Source organism: Mesorhizobium sp. P2_E6, from assembly GCF_056403835.1.
Genome location: NZ_JBFUEQ010000001.1, coordinates 432,997 through 448,611, shown reverse-complemented (window position 1 = coordinate 448,611; position 15,615 = coordinate 432,997). Strand labels below are relative to the sequence as shown.

Sequence of the window (15,615 nt, the reverse complement as noted above, 5' to 3'; positions counted from 1 at the left end):
ACCGGTTGCCACTTTTGGGCGGCATGCATGATTGTTTCGATTGGGAGGAGAATTCGATGCCGCTCGCGATGAACCGTGAGGTCTTCATTACCTGTGCCGTGACCGGGTCCGGTGGCTCGCAGGACCGCAGCCCGCATGTGCCGCGCTCGCCCAAGCAGATCGCCGATTCGGCCATCGACGCGGCCAAGGCGGGTGCCGCGATCGTGCATTGCCATGTGCGCGACCCCGAAACAGGCAAACCTCGTCGCGACGTGCATCTCTACCGCGAAGTGACCGAGCGCATCCGCGCGGCAAACGTCGACGTCATCCTGAACCTGACCGCCGGCATGGGCGGCGACATGGTGTTCGGTTCGCCCGAAGCACCGCTGCCTTTGAATGAAAAAGGCACCGACATGGGCGGCGCCACCAACCGCATGGAACATGTGCGCCAGTGCCTGCCGGAAATCTGCACGCTCGACTGCGGCACCATGAATTTCGCCGAGGCCGACTATGTCATGACCAACACGCCCGGCATGTTGCGCGCCATGGGAGGCATGATGACGTCGCTCGGCGTCAAACCGGAGATCGAGGCCTTCGACACCGGCCATCTGTGGTTCGCCAAGCAGCTGGTCGAGGAAAAGGTGCTGAACCCGGATGCCCTGGTGCAGCTCTGCATGGGCGTGCCGTGGGGTGCGCCTGACGACCTCAACACCTTCATGGCCATGGTCAACAATGTGCCGTCGACCTGGAACTGGTCGGCCTTTGCCATCGGCCGCAACCAGATGGCCTATGCAGCCGCAGCGGTGCTTGCCGGCGGCAATGTCCGCGTCGGGCTGGAAGACAATCTGTGGCTCGACAAGGGCGTGCTGGCAACCAATGCGCAGCTGGTCGAGCGCGCCGCCAGTATCGTCACCAATCTGGGCGCCAGGATCCTCGGGCCCGAAGAAGTGCGCAAGAAGCTGAACCTGACCAAGCGGGCGCCGATAGCGGCATAACTCAATCGCTGGGAGGTCGGCATGACTACCGTCAAGTTCACGGCGATGAAGGATGGCGACAGGCAGGACTACGAGTTCCTGACCGCGCATGAGATCGACTATGCGGCGAAGACCGGCGAGCGGCTGCTCGACGCGCTGGTCCAGCTCGATGAAGGCCTGTCGGGCTACAAGATCACCCGGCTCGGCCATTCGCTGCAGGCGGCGACCCGCGCCTGGCGCGATGGCGCCGACACCGACTGGATCGCCTGCGCGCTTCTGCACGACATCGGCGACATCTACGCGCCCTACAATCACGATGAATACGCCGCTTCGATCCTGAAACCGTTCGTGCGCGAGCAATGCACATGGGTGGTGGAGAAGCATGGCGACTTCCAGCGGCTCTACTATGCCCATCATCTTGGCGGCGACCGCCACGCCCGCGACCGCTTCGCCGGCAACGCCTATTTCGACGATTGCGATGCGTTTTGCGAACGCTGGGACCAGTCGAGTTTCGACCCCGACTATGACACGCTGCCAATCGAATTCTTCCGGCCGTCCGTGCTCGAAGTCTTTGCCCGCAAGGCCTATGACCCGTCCGTGATCCGCGCCGGCGAGCGCGTGCCCCTCCTCGATTCTGAAACCGCCACCAAGAGAACCGGAGCTTAAGCATGAGCATCATCAACAAGGCGGCCGCCATCGGCGGCGGTGTCATCGGCGCCGGCTGGGTGGCGCGCCTGCTGCTCAACGGCATCGACGTTTCGATCTTCGATCCCGATCCGGAGGCGTCGCGCAAGGTCAGCGAAGTGATGAAGGGAGCGCGCCGCGCCTATAAGCAGATGGTGCCCGGCGGCCTGCCGAAAGAGGGCCGGCTGACCTTCGCCAAGACCATCGCCGAGGCGGTGGCCGACGCCGATTTCATCCAGGAAAGCGTGCCGGAACGACTCGACCTCAAGCACCGCGTGCTGGCCGAGATCGATGCCCATGCGCCTGCCAACGCCATTGTCGGTTCCTCCACCTCCGGCATCAAGCCGACCGACATGCAGGTGGCGATGAAGAAGCACCCTGAGCGGTTGGTCGTTGGCCATCCGTTCAACCCCGTCTATCTGCTGCCGCTGGTCGAGATCGTCGGTGGCGAGCAGACCTTTCCCGAAGCAATCGAAGTCGCCAAGGAGATCTACGCCTCGATCGGCATGAAACCGGTCGTCATCCGCAAGGAAATCGAAGCCTTCGTCGGCGACCGCCTGCTCGAGGCGGCATGGCGCGAGGCGCTGTGGCTGATCAAGGACGGCATTTGCACGGTCGAGGAACTCGACGACATCATGCGCTATGGCTTCGGCCTGCGCTGGGCGCAGATGGGCATGTTCCAGGTCTATCGCGTCGCCGGCGGCGAGGCCGGCATGCGCCACTTCATGGCGCAGTTCGGCCCGTGCCTGAAATGGCCGTGGACCAAGCTGATGGACGTGCCAGAGTTCAACGACGAATTGGTCGACCTGATCGCAACGCAGTCGGACGACCAGGCGCATGGGCTGTCGATCCGCGAGCTGGAAAAGATCCGCGACGACAATCTGGTCGCGATCATGGACGCGCTGTCGAAGCAGAACAAAGGCAAGGGCTGGGGCGCCGGCGCCTTGCACAAGGACTATACCAAGCAGTTGGCCAAGCTGGCGGCGAAGAAGCCGACCGCCTCCAAGGCGGCAGAGAAGGCCAAGGCAAGCAAGCCGAAGAAAAAGACCGGCAAGAAGAAGGGCTGACCCATGGATTTCGGGCTGTCGGAGGAACAGAAGCTCATCGTCGAGACGACGCGAGCCTTCGTCGAAAACGAGCTTTATCCGCATGAGCGCGAGGTCGAGCGCACCGGAGTGCTGCGCCGCGAACTGATCGAGGAGATCAAGGTCAAGGCGATCGAAGCCGGCCTGTACGCCGCCAACATGCCGGCGGACGTCGGTGGCGCCGGGCTCGATACGGTGACTTGGCTGCTTTATGAAAAGGAGCTCGGCCGCGCCAACTATGCCCTGCATTGGACCTGCGTGGCGCGGCCTTCCAACATCCTTTTGGCCGGTACGCCGGAGCAGCGCGAAAAATATCTGTTCCCTTGCATCCGTGGCGAGAAATGGGACTGCCTGGCGATGACCGAGCCGGGCGCCGGTTCCGATCTGCGCGGCATGAAGGCGACCGCGGTGCAGGATGGCGACGACTGGGTGCTGAACGGCACCAAGCACTTCATCAGCCATGCCGATCTCGCTGATTTCGCCATCGTCTTCATGGCCTCGGGCGAAGAGGATTCACCGCGCGGCAAGCGCAAGAAGATCACCGCCTTTTTCGTCGACAAGGGCACCAAGGGCTTTGCCGTGCGCGACGGCTATCGCAACGTCTCGCATCGCGGCTACACCAACGCCATCCTCGAATTCGATGATTGCCGGCTTCCCGCCAGCCAAGTGCTCGGCGAGGTCCACAAGGGATTTGACGTCGCCAATTCCTGGCTCGGCGCCACCCGGCTGCAGGTCGGCGCCACTTGTCTCGGCCGCGCCGAGCGCGCACTGGGCCATGCTGTCGAATATGCCGCGCAGCGCCAACAGTTCGGCCAGCAGATCGGCAAGTTCCAGGGCGTGTCGTTCAAGCTTGCCGACATGGCGACGGAACTGAAGGCGGCTGACCTGATGGTGTTCGAAGCCGGCTGGAAGTACGATCAGGGCACCGTCACCGATCAGGACATGGCCATGGCCAAACTGAAGGCCACCGAAATGCTTGCTTTCGTCGCCGACGAAGCGATCCAGATCCATGGCGGCATGGGGCTGATGGACGATCTGCCGCTGGAGCGTATCTGGCGCGACGCGCGCGTCGAGCGTATCTGGGAAGGCACGTCCGAGATCCAGCGCCACATCATTTCACGGGCGCTGCTGCGCCCGTTTGGAGCCTAAGCATGATCGCGAAAAGTGGTATCCGGTTTTCTCGGACAAACGATCTCGTTTGTCCCGAAATCATGCTCCAACGAGAAAACCATCATGCATAAACTCGAACGTCTCCTGCGGCCGAAGTCGATCGCCGTCTTCGGCGGTGCGCAGGCTGCCGCCGTCGTCGCGCAATCGATCAAGATGGGCTTTGCCGGCGAGATCTGGCCGGTACACCCGACCAAGGACGAGGTGGCTGGCCGCAAGGCCTATCGTTCGGTGGCCGATCTGCCCGGCGCACCTGATGCCGCCTTTGTCGGCGTCAACCGCCACCTGACCATCGAGGTGGTCAAGGCGCTGGCCGAACGCGGCGCCGGCGGCGCCGTCTGCTTTGCCGCAGGCTTCCTCGAAACCGAGGCCTATGACGACGACGGCGAGCGGCTGCAGGCCGAGCTTGTCGCGGCGGCGGGCCAGATGCCGATCATCGGGCCGAATTGCTATGGCCTGATCAACTATACCGATGGCGCACTTTTGTGGCCCGACCAGCATGGCGGCATCAGGCTGGCCGAGGGCGGCAAAGGCGTGGCCATCATCACCCAATCGTCCAACATCGCCATCAACATGACGATGCAGAAGCGCGGCCTGCCGATCGCCTTCCTGATGACCGCCGGCAACCAGGCGCAGACCGGCCTGTCCGAAATGGCGCTCGGCCTGATCGAGGACGAGCGGGTCACGTCGCTCGGGCTGCACATCGAGGCGTTCGATTCGGTAGCCGGCTTCGAACGGCTGGCGGCCCGGGCACGCGAGCTGAAGAAGCCGATCATCGCCATGAAAGTCGGACGTTCCGAACAGGCGCGGCAGGCGACAGTCTCGCACACCGCCTCGCTGGCCGGCTCGGACGCGGCCTCGGGAGCCTTCCTGAAGCGCCTCGGCATTGCCCGCGTCGATTCCATTCCGGCCTTCATCGAGGCGCTGAAGCTGCTGCACGTCACCGGACCTTTGCCCGGCTATCGTCTGTCGTCGATGAGCTGTTCGGGCGGCGAGGCCTCCGTCATGGCCGACAGCGCCGAAGGCCGCTGGGTCAATTTCCCTGACCTGACCGGTTCGCACCGCGCTCATGTCAAATCGACGCTCGGGCCGCTGGTGGCGGTGGCCAACCCGCTCGACTACCACACCTTCATCTGGAACAACGAGCCGGCGATGACCGCCACCTTCACCGCCATGGTGTCGGGCGGCTTCGATCTCAACATGCTGGTGCTGGACTTCCCGCGCCCCGACCGCTGCTCGGACACCGATTGGTGGGCGACGTTGCGTGCCTTCGAATCGGCGCTGAAGACCAACAAGGCGCAAGGCGCAATCGTCTCCTCGCTGCCCGAGAACCTGCCGGAAGAATACACGGCCGGACTGATGGCGCGTGGCATGGTGCCGTTGTTCGGCATTTCCGAGGCCATGGACGCCGCCCAGGCGGCAGCCTTCATCGGCTGGGCGTGGCGCGAACCGCAGGCGCAGCCGATCGACACGTCCGCCTCCGGTGCGCCCGGTGGCGACCACATCACGCCCGACGAGGCCGAGGCGAAATCGCGGCTGATCAAGGCCGGCCTGCCAGTGCCCAAGGGCGAACGCGCCGCCAATGCCGTCGAGGCGGTGATCTCCTCGATGGCGCTCGGCTTTCCGGTGGCGCTGAAGGCGCTGGGCGTCACCCACAAGTCCGAGGTCGGTGCTGTCAGGCTCAACCTCAAGGACGCCGAATCCGTCAGCACGGCAGCGCATGACCTGCTGCCGCTCGGCACCGGCCTCTATGTCGAACGCATGGTGCGCGACGGTGTCGCCGAACTGATCGTCGGCTTCACCCGTGATCCGATGTTCGGCGCGGTGATGACGCTGGGCACCGGCGGCGTGCTGGTCGAGTTGTTGCGCGACAGCGTCACGCTGATGCTGCCGGCAACCCGCGATGACATCGAGGCGGCGTTGCGCGGCCTCAAACTGTTCCCGCTGCTCGAAGGCTATCGTGGCCGGCCGAAAGCCGACGTCGCCGCGGCCATCGAGGCTATCTCGGGCATTGCCGCCTTCGTGCAGCAGAATGCCGGCGAGATCGAGGAACTCGACATCAACCCGCTGATCGTCTGCACAGAGGGCAAGGGCGCCTGGATAGCCGACGCGCTGCTGGTGCTGGGAGACAAGAAGAATGTCTGACGTCATTTCGACCCGTCGCGAGGGCACCATCCTCGAGGTCACGCTCGACCGGCCCAAGGCCAACGCCATCGACCTCAAGACCTCGCGGCTGATGGGCGAGACGTTCAAGGCATTCCGCGACGATCCAAGCCTGCGCGTCGCCATCGTCAAAACCGCCGGCGACAAGTTCTTCTGCGCCGGCTGGGATCTGAAGGCGGCTGCCGGCGGCGATGCGGTCGACGGCGACTATGGCGTCGGCGGCTTTGCCGGGCTGCAGGAACTGCGCGACCTCAACAAGCCGGTCATCGCTTGCGTCAACGGCATGGCGGTCGGCGGCGGCTTCGAGCTGGCGCTGTCGTGCGACCTCATCTACGCCTCCGATCATTCCTCCTTCGCGCTGCCCGAGATCCGCGCCGGCACGCTGGCCGATGCCGCGACGATCAAGTTGCCAAAGCGCATCCCCTATCATGTCGCCATGGACCTTTTGCTCACCGGCCGCTGGATGGATGTCGCGGAGGCGCATCGCTGGGGTCTGGTCAACGAGGTGCTGCCCAAGGAGAAGCTCGAGGACCGCGTCTGGGAGATCGCCCGGCTGCTCGCCGGCGGCCCGCCGCTGGTGTTTGCCGCGATCAAGGAGACGGCGCGGGTGGCCGAGGCGCTCACCTTCCAGGACGCCATGAACAAGGTGACGCGCCGCCAATTGCCGACGGTCGATGCCCTCTATGGCTCCGAGGACAATATGGAAGGTTTTCGCGCTTTCGCCGAAAAGCGCGAGCCGGTGTGGAAGGGGAAGTAGTGGGGCCCCATGACCGACTACCAAGCCCTCATCGACGCCGAGACCTGGGCCTTCATCGAGCGAACCAATTCCTATTATCCGCCTGATACGATCGACTACACGATCGCGCAGCAGCGCGAGATCTATGACCGGATGTGCCGCGAGTTCTTTGCCGGCTACCCCGAGGGCGTTGCAGTCGAAACCTCTGCCATTGCAACGCCCACCCATGATATCCCGATCCGCATCTACCGAAGCGCGCCGCAGGCAGCGGCGACGGTGCTTTACTTCCATGGCGGCGGCTTCATCCTCGGCGGGCTGGACAGCCATGACGATGTCTGCGCCGAGCTCTGCGGCCGCACCGGCTATGAGGTGGTTTCGGTCGACTACCGGCTGGCGCCGGAGCACCTGCATCCGGCGGCCTTCGACGACGTGATGAGCGCCTTCGAATGGGCCACCGCCAATCGCGACCATCCCATCGTGCTTTGCGGCGACAGCGCCGGCGGCAATCTTGCCGCTGCCGTCAGCCATGCGACACGCGGCCATCAGCGCAAGCCGATCGGGCAGGTGCTGATCTATCCCGGGCTCGGCGGCGACCGCTCGCGCGGCTCTTATGTGACGCATGCCGAGGCGCCGATGCTGACCGTGCGCGACCTGGAATTCTACAAGAACGTCCGCACCGGCGGCGTGGATGGGACCGGTGACATCACGCTGTCGCCGCTCGCCGATGGCGACTTCGCCAATCTGCCGCCGACGGTGCTGATCACTGCCGAGTGCGACCCGCTGTCATCAGACGGCGAAGCCTATCGCGCACGCGTCGCCGCCGCCGGCGGACGGGCATATTGGTTCGAGGAACCTGGGCTGGTGCATGGCTATCTGCGAGCCCGGCACACGGTCGGCCGCGCCCGCGCCAGCTTTACGCGGATCGTCGATGCGGTAGCCGCTTTGGGAACGGGCGAATGGGTCCCCTGAGCGCCGTCATCCATATGCGGCGTATATAATTCAGGCCAAAACCTGCTCTCGAATTCCTATGCGGCCAGCGATTAAGTACTTCCGGGCCGCCGCTCGACGGCGGCCGGAACGACAGACTGGCTTCAAGGACCATGAGAACACATTCAGTCTGGCTGACCTCCAGGGTCAGCCGCAGGGTGCCTACGGAATATTTCGTCCTGGCAAACCTCAGAGAACAAGGCGCGATCATCGGCCGGCTCGCCGGCCATCCGATCGCCGATACGGTCATCGATGCGAGCGGATCCCGATATCGCTATGTCGGCGTTGCAACGCGCGACGCCGATGGGGGTTTCGATGTCGAAGCGCTGCGGGCTGGCGAATGGATCGTCCAACCGGGCCTGGTTTATGCCGCCGACGGCAAGGCCGCTCCATCAAAACCGCTGCTGAGCAGGCGCGACCGCAATCCGTCCTGATTGCATTGCGCTGGGTCCACCTTCGTTCAAAGTCACCATCGCCTCTCGAATTGCCGTCGCAGTTTCAGGACGGACAGGGGTCATTGGCAAGCGGACGTCCGGGCTCAGCCCCAGCGCCAGATGCAGGGCGTACTTGACCGGTACCGGATTGCTCTCCAGCTCGAGCGCCGCGATGAGTGGCCGCAAGCGATGATGGATGGCCCGAGCGGTGTGGTGGTCGTCTTGCCGGCAGGCATCATGCATCTCGACGCACAGTCGCGGGGCGACGTTGGAGACCACGGAGATCGTGCCACGCCCGCCCATCGAGTTGAAGCCGAAAGACGTGGAGTCGTGGCCGGACAGGCAAATGAAACGGCGCCTCAGCACGGCGGGCAGCGAGGACAGGCGGTTCACATCGCCAGTGGCGTCCTTGATGCCGACGATGGTTGGAATCTGCGCCAGGCGCTCGACCGTCTCCTGCGACAGGTCGACACCGGTCCGGGCCGGGACGTTGTAGACGATTATCGGTATCTTGACCTTGCTGGCGACCGCTTCGAAGTGGCGGAATATCCCCTCCTGGCTCGGCCTGTTGTAGTAGGGCGTGACGATGAGGGCAGCGTCGGCCCCGAAAGCCTCGGCGGCTGTCGAAAGAGCAATCGTCGTCTCGGTGCTGTTCGTCCCGGTGCCGGCGATGATCGGCACCCTGCCCGCGGCAATTTTCACGCAGAGCGCGATGATGTCGAGGCGCTCCTCCCACGATAAGGTCGGGGACTCACCGGTGGTGCCGCACGGCACCAGCCCGTTGATCCCTTGTTCGATCTGCCAGCGCAGCAGCGTGGTCAGTTGCTTCAGGTCGACCTCGCCGTCGGTGAATGGCGTTACCAGCGCGGTCATCGCTCCGGTCAGGCGCGTTCGTGCTTGTTCGGGTGTCATGGCAATCAAATTCTCCTTGGTGATTGTTTGAGGACGCCGCCTGTTCGACGTGCGTAAGAAGCAAAGCCGAGAGCACCGCTGCAGCCAGATCGGTATGTTCCGCTTCGGCTATGCAGGCGTTGCCCGGCGTCGCTACAGGCGGGGTTTGAATGGTGCAAAACCATCGCTCGCCGATCCTGCTGAGCGACGAAACCGAGCGCTCCGGTTTCGAGAGGGCGACGAGCAGGAGGACGGCGTCGAGCGTGGCGCCGGCCTCGACCAGGCCGGCAAACCGCCGGCCTTGCTGGGACGATCTGTCGAGCGACAGGCCGCGTGCGGCCTCCCACAGCTGGTGTTCGAGCAGCCTGCCGACATGCGGGAGACGATCGAACAATCCGGCCAGATCGGCAGTGTTGGACGTGTCCATGGTCAGACGTTCCGGAACGGTGAAAGCAGCCGGAAACAGGATCAGTTGAAGAGGGAAAGGCACACGCTTGCCGGGGCGAAGCGTATCGCGCCGGCCTGATGACCGCTTTCCATCGTGGCGAAACGAACAGCCGAGGTCCTGTCGGCGAAAACACCGCCGGTCATGCCTTCTTCGTCGCGCGCGATCCAGTGGCCTTCGCCGTCGCGCCCGACCACGAAACGGTGAAGGGCGTTTCCGTCAGAGGGGATATGAGAACGTTGCATGATAATCTTCTGCTTTGCGATCAGGAAACTTGAGCAGCGATGGTGGCGGCGACCAGCAAGCCGCCGGCGACCAGGAGCCACCATGTCGGAGTGAAGGGCGCGACCAGTCTGACCGGCCTGCGATTGTTGTTGGCAGCACGCCGCGCTTGCTCAAGCTGCGACGCCGGCAGCGGACGATGGGTGGGCAGATAGAGCCCGTCTGAGAGGAACATCGAAGACTTCTTTCTTTCTTAACTGTCGCCACGAGGTGGTGACTGCCTGCAGCGGCTCAGGACCGGCCGCACTCAGAAAGATAAAAGGATCCGCATTTGTATTCGAGGCGGCCGAAAACTGAAAAATATAAAAAAGTCATATGTTTATCGCCTGGGCGTATGTGGGACCCAGGGCTGGAAATCGGATCGCGTTGTCGCCGTTTCACGCCACTGCGGCGGCCGCCCGACCGGCGCTGCGGCCGGAAAAGATGCAGCCGCCGAGGAACGTGCCTTCAAGCGCCGCATAGCCATGCACACCGCCGCCACCGAAACCTGCGGCCTCGCCAACCGCATAAAGCCCCGCCACCGGCTGGCCGTCGGCACCCAGTACACGGCTGTCGAGATCGGTCTGCAGGCCGCCCAGCGTCTTGCGGGTCAGGATGTTGAGGCGGACCGCGATCAGCGGGCCGTTTGCCGGGTCAAGCATCTTGTGCGGCTTGGCCGTGCGGATCAGTTTGTCGCCAAGGTAAGCACGTGCACCGCGCAAGGCGGTGATCTGCATGTCCTTGGAGAACGGATTGTCGAGCTGCCGGTCGCGGGCCCGGATCTCGCGTTCGACCTTTGCGAGTTCGAGCAGCGGCTCGTCGCCGGCCAGCGCGTTCATGCGGGCGACCAGCGTCGACAGGTCGGCCTCGACAATGAAATCCTCGCCCCTCTCCATAAACGCCTTCACCGGGCCCGGAATGCCCGACGTGGCGCGGCCGAGCACCTGACGCCAGCTCTTGCCGGTCAGGTCGGGGTTCTGTTCGGAGCCCGACAGCGCGAACTCCTTCTGGATGATCTTCCTGGTCAGAATGAACCAGGAATAGTCGAAGCCGGTGCTCATGATGTGGTTGAGCGTGCCCAGCGTGTCGAAGCCGGGATAGAGCGGCACCGGCAAGCGCTTGCCCCTGGCATCGAGCCACAGCGATGACGGGCCGGGCAGGATGCGGATCGCATGATCTGTCCAGATCGGCGCCCAGTTCTTGATGCCCTCGACATAGTGCCACATGCGGTCGCGATTGATGATGCTACCGCCGGCCGCTTCGGTGATCGCCAGCATGCGGCCGTCGACATGATCGGGCACGCCCGTGATCATGCGCTTGGGTGCCGCGCCCAGCCGCTGCGGCCAGTTTTCCCGGACAAGCTGGTGATTGGCGCCAATGCCGCCGGAGGCGACGATCACGGTTTGCGCATGAAGCTCGAAATCGCCTGAAATGTCGCGCGGACTCTTGTGGCCACGCCCGACGGTGCTTGGCTGCAGGATGTCGCCGCGCACGCCGTCGACGGTGGCACCCGTGCGGGTCAATTCGTTGACCCTGTGGCGGAATTTGAAGCGGATCAGCCCGCTTTTCTCGGCTTCGCGGACGCGCTGGACGAAGGGTTCAAGCACGCCGGGGCCGGTGCCCCAGGTGACGTGAAAGCGCGGCACCGAATTGCCATGGCCGATGGCATTGCCACCGCCACGCTCGGCCCAGCCGACGACGGGAAAGAATTTCAAGCCGCGCTGTATCAGCCATGAGCGCTTCTCGCCGGCGGCGAAGCCGACATAGGCTTCGGCCCATTTGCGCGGCCAGTAATCTTCCGGGCGGTCGAAAGCGGCGGTGCCCAGCCAGTCCTCAAGCGCCAGGTCATGCGAATCGTGGATGCGCATGCGCCGCTGCTCGGGCGAATCGACGAGGAAGAGCCCGCCGAACGACCAGAACGCCTGGCCGCCGAGCGACTGTTCCGGCTCCTGGTCGACGATGACGGTTTTCTTGCCGGCCTCGGCAAGCTCGGCGGCGGCGACCAGCCCGGCAAGGCCGGCGCCGACAATGATCACGTCCGCATCGTCAGCCATCTTTCCCCTCCCCATTTGCCGGCTAAAGCAATTCCAGGAAAAGCGTGAATCGGTTTTCCGTCCGGAATTCGTCGAACAAAGGGCTGGCTAAACGGCCTCCCAACCTTCCTTGCCGCCAGCGCGGAAGATGGCGTCGATGACCTTCTGGTTGAGCACGGATTCCTCCAGCGTGAAGACCCGCTCCTTGCCGCCCCGTGCGGCCCGCGCGAAGGTCTCGACCTCCAGCCGGTACTGCTGGGTGCCGGGAAAACGGAATACCTGCGCCTCCGTGTGGTTCTGGTTGTGCAGTTCGACGCGGTGATGGTCGTAGAGCCCGGCGTTGAAGGGCGAAAACACCTCGATGAACCCCTTCTCGCCATGGAACACCATGACCTGGCGCGCCGCCATCTGCGTCGACAGGTAGAAGGACAGCTCGAAGTCGCCGAAATCGGCGCGGATCGAGGAATAGATGTCGGTGCCGAATGTCTTGTCGCGCTCGATCGTCGCCTGGACGCGCAACGGCTCCTTGCCAGTGGAAAAGCGCGTCGAGACGGTCGGGTAGACGCCGATGTCGGGCAGCGCGCCGCCGCCGAGATCGAGCTTGTTGCGCATGTTGTCGGGGTCGACATTGTAATAGGAGAAGGCGCCCTGGACGTGGCGCAGGCGGCCGATGGCGCCGCTGGCGATGAGATCGCGCACCTTGATCCATTGCGGGTGGTAGATGACCATGAAGGCCTCGCAGACCAGCACCTTCTTGGCATCGCGCAGCTTGATCAGCGGCAGGATGTCCTTGGCGTCGAGCGCCAGCGGCTTTTCGACCAGCACGTGCTTGCCGGCCTCGATCGCCTTGGCCGCCCATTCGACGTGTTGGGAGGTCGGCAGCGGGATGTAGACGCCGTCGACCTCGCTGGAGGCGAGCAGGTCCTCATAGGAGCCGAAGGCATGGCGCGCGCCGAAGCGCTCGGCCAGGGCCTTGGCTTTCGACAGGTCGCGGCTGGCGATCGCCGACAGAACGCCGTTCTCCGCGTCGACCATTGCCGGCAACAACTGCTCGCGGCCGATCTTGGCCGTCGACAACACACCCCATCGGAACATCAGGCTTCTCCATAGCGATTGCAGGCGACGAGGTTTGCCCGAAATCTCAGGAAAAGCCAATTGGAGACTGGTTTCCTCGCCCTACGAAGTGGGGAGAGGTGGCCCGGCGAAGCCGGGACGGAGAGGGGCCTTCGTGGCGGGCTGGGAGTTTGCTGTTCAAGCGCTCCTTGTTGGCCCTCCATAGCCCGTCTCGTGCTCAGTCCCTTGGGTCCTGGCTTCGCGACCGTCGTCCCCCTCTCCGTCCCGGCTTCGCCGGACCACCTCTCCCCCGCTTTGCGGGGGCGAGGAAACCGCATCCTGCAAGCTCAGCTCCGTTTGCCAGTCAGCGTCATGTCGAAGGCGACGATGTTGGAATAGATCGGCGTGCCGACATCCATGCCGTAGCGTGACCTGAGCACCTTGCCGGTGACATGGAATTTTATCGTGCCGGCCTTGAGGTCGCCAAGCTGGGCCGTGAACTCTTCCGGAAACGTCTTGCCGCGCGCCGTCAGGCGGCCGCTGACGAGGGCCGTGGTGTCGCTTGTGCGGGTCACGCTGGTCGAGCGGAACCGGATCTCGGGGCTGTCGGCGGCGTCGAACACCGCGTCCGAGCGCAGGAAGGCATCGATGCGGCCCTGGCCGGTGCCGACGCTTTCGGGAAATATGGTGAAATTGACTTGCGAGCGGGCGACGTCGCTGTTGTCGATGCGGATCGAGCCCTTGAAGCGGCCGAAGGCGCCATCGAGGCCGCCGCCACCGACCTTGCCGATGGAAAAGTGGATCGAGGAGTTGGCCGGGCTGATCGCGTAACTGCCGGCGGCATCACCAAGCGCGATTGCCGCTGAAGCCGGCATGGCAAAGCAAACGGCGACCGCCGCAAATCCGAGGATACGCGTGTACATTGAGGTGTTCCTTGTTGTAGGCAGCGCATTTCCTGCGCGCCCTCACACAATGAACGAATGACCCGGCCGCTCTATTCCGCACTGTCCTCTGACGAAGGCGTGATCATGCGGGTGAGCACACCATCCTTGAGCTGGAAATGATGACGCAACGCCGCCGCGACATGCAGCACGACCAGGGCCATGCCGGCATAGGCGAGATACCAATGCGCTGACGTCCAGAAGCTTTCGGCCGCATCCGATTCGGCCAGCGGCAGGTTCGGCATGAGGAAAAGGTTGAACGGCAGGCTGGGGATCTCCAGCATCGACACCGACACCAGCGCCCAACCGGACAAGGGCAGGGCCAGTTGAAACGCGTAGAGCGCAATGTGAGCGAGTGGCGCGGCCCGTCGCTCCAAGGTTCCGACCGTGCGCGGCAGCGCCGGCGCTGCATTGCCGAAGCGCCAGGCGATGCGCAGGATCACCAGTCCGAGCAGCAGAAAGCCGAAGGATTTGTGCAGCTGGATCAGTTCGAAGGCAGTGCGCTGGCTGGTCAGCCGCACCATGATGAAGCCGAGCCCGAACTGGCCGATGAAGATCAGCGCAATCAGCCAGTGAAGAATGATCGCACCCCAGCCATAGCGGGTGGTGCTGTTGGTAATCGATGCCTGCATGGGACGTGAACGAATGCCGGGGGGACTTTCTTCCTTCGCTTCACCCTGCGCCCTACGAGATCCCCCGCTTCGCAAAAGCCGCCTTGCGGCAGTTGCTGCGCGACCCTCCCAACAAGGGCGAGGGTGAAGTTATCCGCTCACCTTGAAAAAATCGACGAAGGCGCGCAGCGCCGGCCGCATCTGGCGGCGGCTGGGATAGTAGACGAAGAACCCATCGAAAGGCGGGCACCAGTCCTCCAGCACGCGGATCAGTCGGCCGTCGGCGAGCGGCGTGGCGACATAATCCTCGAAGACAAAGGCTAGCCCGGCACCATCGACGGCCGTTTGGGTGATCAGATGGTCCTCATCAAGGACAAGCGGTCCCTGCACGGCCATCTCGATCGCCTCGCCGCCCTTCTCGAACTCCCACCGGTAGAGGATGCCACTGGAGAAGCGGAAGCGGATGCAGCGATGACCGGCAAGCTCACGCGGGTGGTGTGGCCTGGGCATGGTTTTGAAATAAGACGGCGCGCCGACCACCGCGCCACGAATGTCCGGCCCGATGCGCACCGCGATCATGTCGCGCTGCAAGCTCTCACCAAGTCGCACACCGGCGTCGAAACCACCTTCGACGACATCGGTGAAACGATCCTCGATGACGATCTCCAACACGATGTCGGGATAGACCGCCGCGAACGCACCGAGCCGTGGCGTCAACACCAGATGGGCGGCGGTGCGCGGTACGCTGAGCCGAAGATTGCCGGCCGGCCGGTCGCGCGCCTCGACCGCCGTCTCCAGTGCAAGGTCGATCTCGGAAAGTGCCGGCCGCAACCGTTCAAGCAGCTGCGCGCCCTCCTCGGTCGGGGCGACGCTGCGGGTGCTGCGGGCCAGAAGACGAACGCCCAGCCTCGCCTCCAGGCTGGACACCGCATGGCTGACCGCCGAAGGCGCGATGCCAAGTTCGCGGGCGGCCCCGCGAAAGCTGGCGCATCGGGCGACGGTGGCCAACACCACGAGTTGGGAGAGGTTCGTTCGATTCATTGATCTATTTCTTGGAACAAGCCGTGCAAAAGAGAGACGATTATCGAACGGAAAGCAAGGCGCTATCTCCCCATGCATGTCGCCCAAAAGCGCGCAGCGGTTTTGGGGGCAACGACATGCTTAAGACTTA

Annotated in this window: 17 protein-coding genes; 10 read left to right on the top strand and 7 right to left on the bottom strand. The window is 64.0% G+C overall.

From position 1 onward, the window contains the following. Positions 1–56 precede the first annotated feature (56 nt). From bcoG to AC1D08_RS02140, 8 genes are all read left to right on the top strand, one after another. Positions 57–974 carry a 3-dehydrocarnitine:acetyl-CoA trimethylamine transferase BcoG gene (gene bcoG, locus AC1D08_RS02175; protein WP_457151088.1) on the top strand — a complete coding sequence of 306 codons (918 nt, stop codon included), beginning with the start codon at positions 57–59 and terminating at the stop codon, positions 972–974. Positions 975–995: 21 nt separating this feature from the next. Then, on the top strand, positions 996–1,619 hold the full coding sequence (locus tag AC1D08_RS02170; protein ID WP_457151089.1) for an HD domain-containing protein: 624 nt from the start codon (positions 996–998) through the stop codon (positions 1,617–1,619). 2 nt (positions 1,620–1,621) lie between these two features. Next, positions 1,622–2,704 (top strand): carnitine 3-dehydrogenase, encoded by a 1,083-nt coding sequence (locus AC1D08_RS02165; protein ID WP_095083111.1) that lies wholly within the window; start codon positions 1,622–1,624, stop codon positions 2,702–2,704. 3 nt (positions 2,705–2,707) lie between these two features. Next, a complete protein-coding gene (locus AC1D08_RS02160; protein WP_457151090.1) occupies positions 2,708–3,871 on the top strand; it encodes an acyl-CoA dehydrogenase family protein in 1,164 nt (387 codons plus the stop codon). An 84-nt stretch (positions 3,872–3,955) separates the two neighbouring features. Further along, a complete protein-coding gene (locus AC1D08_RS02155) occupies positions 3,956–6,034 on the top strand; it encodes an acetate--CoA ligase family protein (RefSeq protein WP_477422482.1) in 2,079 nt (692 codons plus the stop codon). Then, positions 6,027–6,809 (top strand): carnitinyl-CoA dehydratase, encoded by a 783-nt coding sequence (locus AC1D08_RS02150; RefSeq protein WP_352628350.1) that lies wholly within the window; start codon positions 6,027–6,029, stop codon positions 6,807–6,809. Before AC1D08_RS02155 ends, AC1D08_RS02150 begins: the two co-directional genes overlap by 8 nt. A gap of 9 nt (positions 6,810–6,818) precedes the next feature. Then, on the top strand, positions 6,819–7,757 hold the full coding sequence (locus AC1D08_RS02145; protein ID WP_457150102.1) for an alpha/beta hydrolase: 939 nt from the start codon (positions 6,819–6,821) through the stop codon (positions 7,755–7,757). 131 nt (positions 7,758–7,888) lie between these two features. Then, positions 7,889–8,209: a hypothetical protein gene (locus AC1D08_RS02140; protein WP_477422480.1), complete on the top strand. Its 321-nt coding sequence runs from the start codon at positions 7,889–7,891 to the stop codon at positions 8,207–8,209. Here AC1D08_RS02140 and dapA read toward each other — a convergent pair. Next, complete coding sequence (dapA, locus tag AC1D08_RS02135) at positions 8,168–9,121, bottom strand: 4-hydroxy-tetrahydrodipicolinate synthase (RefSeq protein ID WP_457150100.1); 954 nt, start codon at positions 9,119–9,121, stop codon at positions 8,168–8,170. The genes AC1D08_RS02140 and dapA overlap by 42 nt on opposite strands. A gap of 94 nt (positions 9,122–9,215) precedes the next feature. Here dapA and AC1D08_RS02130 point away from each other — a divergent pair, with 94 nt between their 5' ends. Both AC1D08_RS02130 and AC1D08_RS02125 read left to right on the top strand, forming a co-directional pair. Beyond that, the gene (locus AC1D08_RS02130) at positions 9,216–9,626 is read left to right on the top strand and encodes a hypothetical protein (RefSeq protein WP_457150099.1); all 411 of its coding nucleotides are present in this window, start codon (positions 9,216–9,218) and stop codon (positions 9,624–9,626) included. Continuing rightward, complete coding sequence (locus AC1D08_RS02125; protein ID WP_457150098.1) at positions 9,626–9,823, top strand: hypothetical protein; 198 nt, start codon at positions 9,626–9,628, stop codon at positions 9,821–9,823. The genes AC1D08_RS02130 and AC1D08_RS02125 overlap by 1 nt, the downstream gene beginning before the upstream one ends. Here AC1D08_RS02125 and AC1D08_RS02120 read toward each other — a convergent pair. The 6 genes from AC1D08_RS02120 to AC1D08_RS02095 all read right to left on the bottom strand — a co-directional run bounded on the left by AC1D08_RS02120 (position 9,811) and on the right by AC1D08_RS02095 (position 15,485). Beyond that, positions 9,811–10,002, bottom strand: coding sequence for a hypothetical protein (locus AC1D08_RS02120; protein ID WP_457150097.1), 192 nt, complete (start codon positions 10,000–10,002; stop codon positions 9,811–9,813). The genes AC1D08_RS02125 and AC1D08_RS02120 overlap by 13 nt on opposite strands. Positions 10,003–10,204: 202 nt before the next feature. Then, entirely contained in the window at positions 10,205–11,860 is a 1,656-nt protein-coding gene (locus AC1D08_RS02115; protein ID WP_457150096.1) for an FAD-binding dehydrogenase, read from the bottom strand. Between the two features lie 87 nt (positions 11,861–11,947). Further along, a complete protein-coding gene (locus AC1D08_RS02110; RefSeq protein ID WP_457150095.1) occupies positions 11,948–12,934 on the bottom strand; it encodes a Gfo/Idh/MocA family protein in 987 nt (328 codons plus the stop codon). Between the two features lie 305 nt (positions 12,935–13,239). Next, positions 13,240–13,815 carry a YceI family protein gene (locus tag AC1D08_RS02105; RefSeq protein WP_457150094.1) on the bottom strand — a complete coding sequence of 192 codons (576 nt, stop codon included), beginning with the start codon at positions 13,813–13,815 and terminating at the stop codon, positions 13,240–13,242. A gap of 71 nt (positions 13,816–13,886) precedes the next feature. Continuing rightward, entirely contained in the window at positions 13,887–14,465 is a 579-nt protein-coding gene (locus AC1D08_RS02100) for a cytochrome b (RefSeq protein ID WP_457150093.1), read from the bottom strand. A 129-nt stretch (positions 14,466–14,594) separates the two neighbouring features. Further along, on the bottom strand, positions 14,595–15,485 hold the full coding sequence (locus AC1D08_RS02095; RefSeq protein WP_457150092.1) for a LysR family transcriptional regulator: 891 nt from the start codon (positions 15,483–15,485) through the stop codon (positions 14,595–14,597). Positions 15,486–15,615: the final 130 nt, after the last annotated feature.